Source organism: Actinosynnema sp. NPDC023658, assembly GCF_040639995.1.
Lineage (GTDB): Bacteria > Actinomycetota > Actinomycetes > Mycobacteriales > Pseudonocardiaceae > Actinosynnema.
In genome coordinates, this window is sequence record NZ_JBFAAX010000344.1 from 1 (window position 1) to 6,236 (window position 6,236).

Consider the following 6,236-nt stretch of genomic DNA (forward strand, 5'->3'; position numbering starts at 1 on the left):
GACCCCGCCGTTCGCCCCGCCGCGCGGCTGCGCGCCGCCGAGGCCCCCCCCCCCGCCCGCGGCGTGATTGCCCCCGCCGCCCCCCGGTTCGCGCCGGGTGGCGCCCCCGGCCAGCTCCGCGAGCACCTTGGCGGGGTCGGCGCCCTTCGCGAGCACGTGCCCGTGCCCGCGGTGGGTGCTCGTGATCATGTCGTCCCCGCGCAGCGCCGCGCACACCCCGGCCGCGATGGCTTCCTGCCCGGTGTACGGGTGGATGCCGCCGACGATGTCGCCGGAGCGGACGAGCTCGACCGCCCGCTCCTCGAACCGGCGGATCAGCCGCACCGTCCGGTACAGGCCGGTGTCGGTGTCCGGTGCCGGGCGCACCGCGGTCAAGCGCGCCACACCGGAGGGCAGAACTCCGGGTCGGCGTAGTCGGGCTTGCCGTCCGGGGTCCGGCGCACGACGGAGTCGTGGTTGTAGAAGGCGAGGCTGCCGTCGGACAGGGGGAACTCGCGGTAGGCGTTGTCGCCGTCCTGGAGGTGCAGCGAGATGGCCTGCCGCGGCCGGGCCGCGCGGTTGGGCCCGCTGCCGTGGTAGGTGCGGCAGTGGTGGAAGCTCACGTGCCCCTTGGGGATGATCATCGGGATCTTGGTCACCGTGGTGCCGTTGTGCTCGGCGTTGGCCGAGAGCAGGTTCTCCAGGTGGTTCGCGTCCCGCTCGGCGAAGTGCTTGGTGGCGCTGTCGTCCGTGCCGACCTCCTCCCAGCGGTGGCTGCCGTCGACCATGGTGATCGTGCCCAGTTCCTCGTCGCAGTCGTGGAACGGGATGAACGCGGTGAGCATCCGGTCCGAGGAGGACGACGACCAGTAGTGCTTGTCGAAGTGCCAGGGCACGACGTTGGACGGCTCCGCGGCGATCGGCGGCTTGTAGATCAGGGTCGACTGGAACACCCGGATCTCGTCGGCCTCCGCCAGGCGGGCGGCCACCGCGCCGAGCAGGGGCTTGAGCAGCCCCTTGGCGATGCCGTCGCTCTCGTAGTGCACGTAGTCGTTGTGGCGCTGCACGTCGCCGTCCTCGGGCGTCCAGTAGGCCAGCCGGGGAGGACGGGTCGGCAGCCTGCGGCTCCGCTCACCCGAGTAGTAGCGGTCGACCGCGGCGGCCAGCTCGTCCACCTCGTCGTCGGAGAAGAGCTTCTTGGACAGGTACCAGCCGTGCTCGGCGTAGAACCGGACCTCGTCGTCGGTCGGGAGCAGGGCGCGCTCCTGCTCGGTCAGCGTGAACTCGTCCACCGTGGTCTCTCCCCTTCAGCCGGCCGTCGTGCCGGACAGTTCGCCCCGCTTCGCCTCGTACAACGCCTTGATGTTCCCGCTGCCGAAGGTCAGCGCGCCCCGTCGCTCGATGATCTCCAGGAACAACGTCCGGCGCACGTGCATCGACTCGGTGAAGATCTGGAGCAGCTGGCCCCAGTGGTCCCGGTCGACCAGCACGCCCAGCTCGCGCAGCTCGTCCAGCGGCGCGTCCAGGTGGCCGACCCGCTCTTCGAGCGTGTCGTAGTAGGTGCTCGGCGTGCCGAGGAACCGCACGCCCTTGTCCCCGAGCGTGCCCACCGCCTTGACGATGTCGTCGGTGCCGAACGCGACGTGCTGCACGCCCGCGCCCGCGTGCCAGGTCAGGAAGTTGTCGATCTGGCCGGGGCGGCGTTGCGGGTCGGGCTCGATCAGCGTGAAGGTGACCTGCCCGGACGAGCTCTGCACCACCTTGGAGTCCATGCCCTGCCCGCCGACCTCGACGTACTCCTCGAAGATCTGCGTGAAGCCGAACACGTCCACGTAGTACCGGGCGGTCGGGGTGAGGCCGCCCGCGGGCACGCAGATCGCGATGTGGTCGATCGCGCGCAGCACCTTGCTGTCCGTATCCGGCACGGGGTCGGTGACCTCGATCGCGCCGGGCAGGAACGCGCGCCGCGAGCCGTGCCGCTCGACGAGCCGGTGCGTCACGTCGGAGAAACCGGACACCTCGGCCACGACGACCCGCTGGTCCTGTCCACCCGGCCCCTCGGTCACGTACTCGCGCGGCGGCGACACCGATTCGGCACCGCGCTCGGTGAGGCCCCGGTAGGCGGCTTCGACGTCGTCGACACCGATCCCGATGACCGCGACGCCGTCGCCGTGCCGGCGCACGTACTCGGTCGCCGGGTGGCCCGGTACCAGGCCGGTGGTCAGGACGACCTGGATGTCGCCCTGCCGCAGCAGCAGCGAGCGCTGGCCCTCCAGCCCGGTCTCGGGGCCGCCCTGGCCGCAGACCTTGAACCCGAAGGCGGTGCAGAGGTAGAACGCCGCCTGCTTCGCGTCGCCCACGTACAGCTCGATGTGGTCAATCCCGGACGTGTTCATCAGGCATCCCGATCACTTCCCGGAGCACGTCAGCGGCTCCCGAGACGGTGGTCATGCGGCCGTACTGGCCGCTGTCGAGTTCCATGCGCACCCCGTAGCGCTGTTCCACCTGGTGCACGAGCCAGGCCAGCTCCATCGACTCGATCAGCTCGGGGACGTCGTCCGCCGGTCTGCCGTCGAGGCTGGCGAGCATCGCGAGGACGTCGTCCCGACCCGGGGTGTCGTCCCGACCGGGGGTGTCGTCCTGGCTCACCGCGCCACCCCGTTCCCCGCCGTCCTCGTCCCCCGCTGCCCTCATCGGATCACCTTCCACCACGCGCGACCTCCCGGAGCACCGAGTGGTCGCGCACCAGCTTTCCCGTCGTGGTGCGCGGCATCGCGTCGAGCACGTGCACCCGGCGTGGTCTCTTGTAAGGAGCGAGCCGTTCGGCCAGTCCCGCTTGGACGGTCGCCGCCGTGGCCGGGGCGTCGAGCTGCGCGTAGGCGGTGATCACGTCGTCGTGCAGCACGACGGCCGCGACCACCCCGGGCAGTTCGGTCAGCGTCGCCTCCACCTCGGTCAGGTCGACCTTCAGGCCGCCGACCGACACCTGCGAGTCGAGGCGACCCTTGACCGTCACCAGGCCGGTGTCCGGGTCGACCGTGCCCGCGTCCCTGGTGCGCAGCCAGCCGTCCGCCCACCGGTCCGGGTCGGACAGGCCGACGTAGGGCGACCGCGGCAGGCTCACCAGCAGCTCGCCGTCGCGCTCCACGACCGCGAGGCCAGGTGCGGGGGTGAGCGCCGGACGGTGCTCACCGGACAGGTCGGTCGCGATCATGCCGACCTCGGTCATCCCCCACATGTTGCCCAGCGGCACGCCGTACTTGCCGGTGAAGGCGGACGCCACCGCGGCGGGCACCGCTTCGCCACCGGTGGTCATGCGCTTGAGCTGCGGCAGGGCCGGTGGGTCCACGACGGACGCGAGCAGACCGATGTGGAACGGCACGCCCAGCACCGTCGCCGGGGTGGCCTCGGCCGCCACCGCGTCCAGCACGCTGTCACCGGTCAGCCGTTCGGGCGGCCTCACCTGCACACCCGCGTGCAGGCCGTAGAGCAGCGCGCCGACGAGCCCGAGGACGTGCACCATCGAGGCCAGCACGACGATCCGCTCGCCCGGCAGCGGCACGCCGTCGATCCGGGTGTACCGCTCGACCTCCGCGATCAGCTCGGCGGCCGTGCGACCGATCACCTTGGACGGTCCGGTGGAGCCGGAGCTGAACTGGATCACCGCGTGCGGTGTCGCCGCGGGACGGCCGGGGCGGGCCGTGACGGTCTCCTCCACCTCGGCGAACGCGCTGAGCGGGCTGCTGGTGATCCGCCCCGGTTCGACCACCACCTGCGGTGCGAGCCTGCCGAGCGCGGCGTCGACCTCGAAGGCGGTCAGCCGGTGGTCGAGGAGGCTCACCTGGGCGCCGATGCGCCACCCGGCGAGCAGGTTGACCACGTACGCCACCGACGGCGGCAGGCGCAGCGCGAGCGACCCGCCCGCGCGCAGTCCCGCCTCCGCCAGGCGTGCCTGCCGCTCGGTGACCATCCGGCGCAGCGCGGACCGGTCGACCGGTCCGCCCGAATACAGGCAGACATCGTCGTCCGCGCCGCGGAGCAGGATCTCGTCGACCCATTCCGGACTCGTCACGAGTTCGAATCCGGGCGACGCCAGGCCTTTTGTCATCAGGTCTCCCGCCTGGTCCCGCACAGCTCTTCGAAGAAAGTTTCGCAGAAGTTTCGGGTCAATTAAGATCCGAGCGGGCAGAATCATACGTCACGGTTCACCCGACGCACTATCGGCCAATCGGGCGCGCTGGATCAGCACGTTCACCGGCCGAGCGCACGTCATTGATCAGGGCGGTCAGCCGGTCGAGGCCGCGATCGATCTGCTCGATCGACACGACGCTGCACGAAAGGCGCAACGCGCGAACTTCCGAACTGGCGTCATAGAAATGACTTATTGGTGTCCACAACACGCCGTAATCGCGCGCCGAACGTTCCAGGAGCCGGTCGTCCACCACGAACGGGACGGTGACCACGACGAAGAACCCCCCGGTCGGCACGGTCCACGTGACGCCCGACCCGGCTGGGAAGCGCTCCGCCAACCCGGTCACGAGGTGCCGCAGGTTCCGGTCGTAGAGCTGCCGCTCGGGAGCGGTCGCGTCGGTGAGGCGGCAGCCGTGCGCCAGCAGCTTGCCGCCGACGACGGCCTGCGCGATGGGCGACGTGTTCAGCGTGAGCATGCTCTTGATCTTCGACAGCTCGTCCGCGAACAGGCCGGTCGTGCCGTCGGCGCCGGACACCCGCTGGTCCGCGACCACGAAGCCGACGCGTGCGCCGGGCAGCACCGTCTTGGCGAAGGAGCCCAGGTAGAGCACGCGGCGGTCCGCGTCCAGGGCCTTGAGCGTCGGCACCCGGTCCGCGTCGCCGTGGAACAGCCCGTACGGGTTGTCCTCGATCAGCAGGATGTCCTCGGCCGCCGCGACCTCCAGCAGCCGCTGCCTGGTCGCGAGGTCCAGGCTCAGCCCCGACGGGTTGGCGAAGTCGGGGACGACGTAGCAGGCGCGCGGCCGGCGACCGGCGGCGCGTTCCCGGCGGATCACCGCGACCAGGTCGTCCAGGTCGATCCCGTCCTCCCCGGTGCGGACCGGGCGCACGGGCAGGTCCACCAACCGGGCGGCGCCGGTCAGCCCGACGTACGTGGGTGACACCGCGAGCAGTACATCGCGTTCGTCGGCGCGCAGCGCGCGCAGCACGAGGAACATCGCTTCCTGACATCCGGCGGTGACCACGAGCGATTGCGGGTCGACCGAGATGCCCTCGTCCAAGCGGAGGTTTTCCGCGACCAGTTCGTGGATGATCCCCTTGGTCCGACCGTACTGCAATACGGTGCGCCGCACCTGTTCCTCGGTGAGGTGTTGGGCGAGGTGTCGGGAGAAGATGCGCAGATATCGGTGCACGTCCTCCAGCTCGAAGAACTCCTCGCTCGGCCTCCCGGCGGCCAGCGGTATCGCATCGGGATAGTGGATCGCCACCTCGTTGAGGAAATTCATCGAGTTCAGGGCGGGATCCCCCAGCGCGCCGAACAGCGTGCCGATGGACAGGTCGACGACATTCCCGGTGGTGACCGGCGACGTGCTCACCTCCCGTCACCCCCGGTGGACCGGCGGCGTTCCCGAGTGGCCATGACGGCGCTGAGCAGGTCGTCCAGCTCGTCGTCGGACAACTCCGCCAACCGGGCGGCCCGATCGGCTTCCGCCGCCCGGTCCGCCCGCGCGGACTCCAACTCCGCCGACACGAACTCCGCGAGCGCCGCGACGGTCGGGGAGGCGAAGATGCGCGGGAGGGGCAGGGTGACGCCGTACGCGTCAGCGACGAGTGAGGCGAACCGGACCGCCGTGAGCGATCCCCCACCCAGGCCGAACAGGTTGTCGTGGAGGCCGACCCGGTCGTGCCTGCGGAGCAGGTCGGCCCAGGTCCTGACCATGGCCTGCTCGATCTCCTCCCGCGAGGGCACGGGACTCACGTCCGCCTCGGGCTTCACGGCCCCCGCAGTGGACTCGGCCGCGCCGTTCGGCGGCGGTTCGATCGACGACTCATCCGGCGACGGCTCGGTCCGCGACGGCTCGGTCGCTGCGGACCACGTGCCTCCGGCGTCCGGCACCGGCAGCTCCGACACCGCGCTGTCCGCCGCCGCGTGCTCCAGCACCGCCACCACCGAAGGCAGCAACCAGTCCGCGAAGCCGGGGTCGGTGCGGTGCTCCAGGGTCAGCACGCCGTTCTCGTCCGCGCGCAGGTCGAGATCGGCCTCGGAGGCGGCGGTCAGGACGACC

7 protein-coding genes are annotated in these 6,236 nt (G+C 71.0%); all 7 read right to left on the reverse strand.

From position 1 onward, the window contains the following. Window positions 1–384: thiamine pyrophosphate-dependent enzyme (locus AB0G02_RS25905; protein WP_360798294.1), on the reverse strand; the 384-nt coding region annotated here is incomplete at its 3' end. Then, complete coding sequence (locus AB0G02_RS25910; RefSeq protein ID WP_360798296.1) at window positions 372–1,271, reverse strand: phytanoyl-CoA dioxygenase family protein; 900 nt, start codon at window positions 1,269–1,271, stop codon at window positions 372–374. The genes AB0G02_RS25905 and AB0G02_RS25910, both read right to left, overlap by 13 nt. Window positions 1,272–1,286: 15 nt before the next feature. Further along, entirely contained in the window at window positions 1,287–2,375 is a 1,089-nt protein-coding gene (gene hppD, locus AB0G02_RS25915) for a 4-hydroxyphenylpyruvate dioxygenase (RefSeq protein WP_360798298.1), read from the reverse strand. Continuing rightward, the gene (locus AB0G02_RS25920; RefSeq protein WP_360798300.1) at window positions 2,356–2,673 is read right to left on the reverse strand and encodes a hypothetical protein; all 318 of its coding nucleotides are present in this window, start codon (window positions 2,671–2,673) and stop codon (window positions 2,356–2,358) included. Before AB0G02_RS25920 ends, hppD begins: the two co-directional genes overlap by 20 nt. A 4-nt stretch (window positions 2,674–2,677) precedes the next feature. Further along, window positions 2,678–4,051 (reverse strand): fatty acid--CoA ligase family protein, encoded by a 1,374-nt coding sequence (locus AB0G02_RS25925; RefSeq protein ID WP_360798302.1) that lies wholly within the window; start codon window positions 4,049–4,051, stop codon window positions 2,678–2,680. 145 nt (window positions 4,052–4,196) lie between these two features. Beyond that, window positions 4,197–5,546 carry a PLP-dependent aminotransferase family protein gene (locus AB0G02_RS25930; protein ID WP_360798304.1) on the reverse strand — a complete coding sequence of 450 codons (1,350 nt, stop codon included), beginning with the start codon at window positions 5,544–5,546 and terminating at the stop codon, window positions 4,197–4,199. Beyond that, the coding region (locus tag AB0G02_RS25935) for a phosphopantetheine-binding protein (protein WP_360798306.1) at window positions 5,543–6,236 on the reverse strand (694 nt) is incomplete at its 5' end. The genes AB0G02_RS25935 and AB0G02_RS25930, both read right to left, overlap by 4 nt.

Excerpts from the sequence above, each read along its gene's own strand:
- AB0G02_RS25920 (WP_360798300.1), bottom strand. The coding sequence starts at position 2,673 with ATGAGGGCAGCGGGGGACGAGGACGGCGGGGAACGGGGTGGCGCGGTG.
- hppD (WP_360798298.1), bottom strand. The coding sequence starts at position 2,375 with ATGAACACGTCCGGGATTGACCACATCGAGCTGTACGTGGGCGACGCG.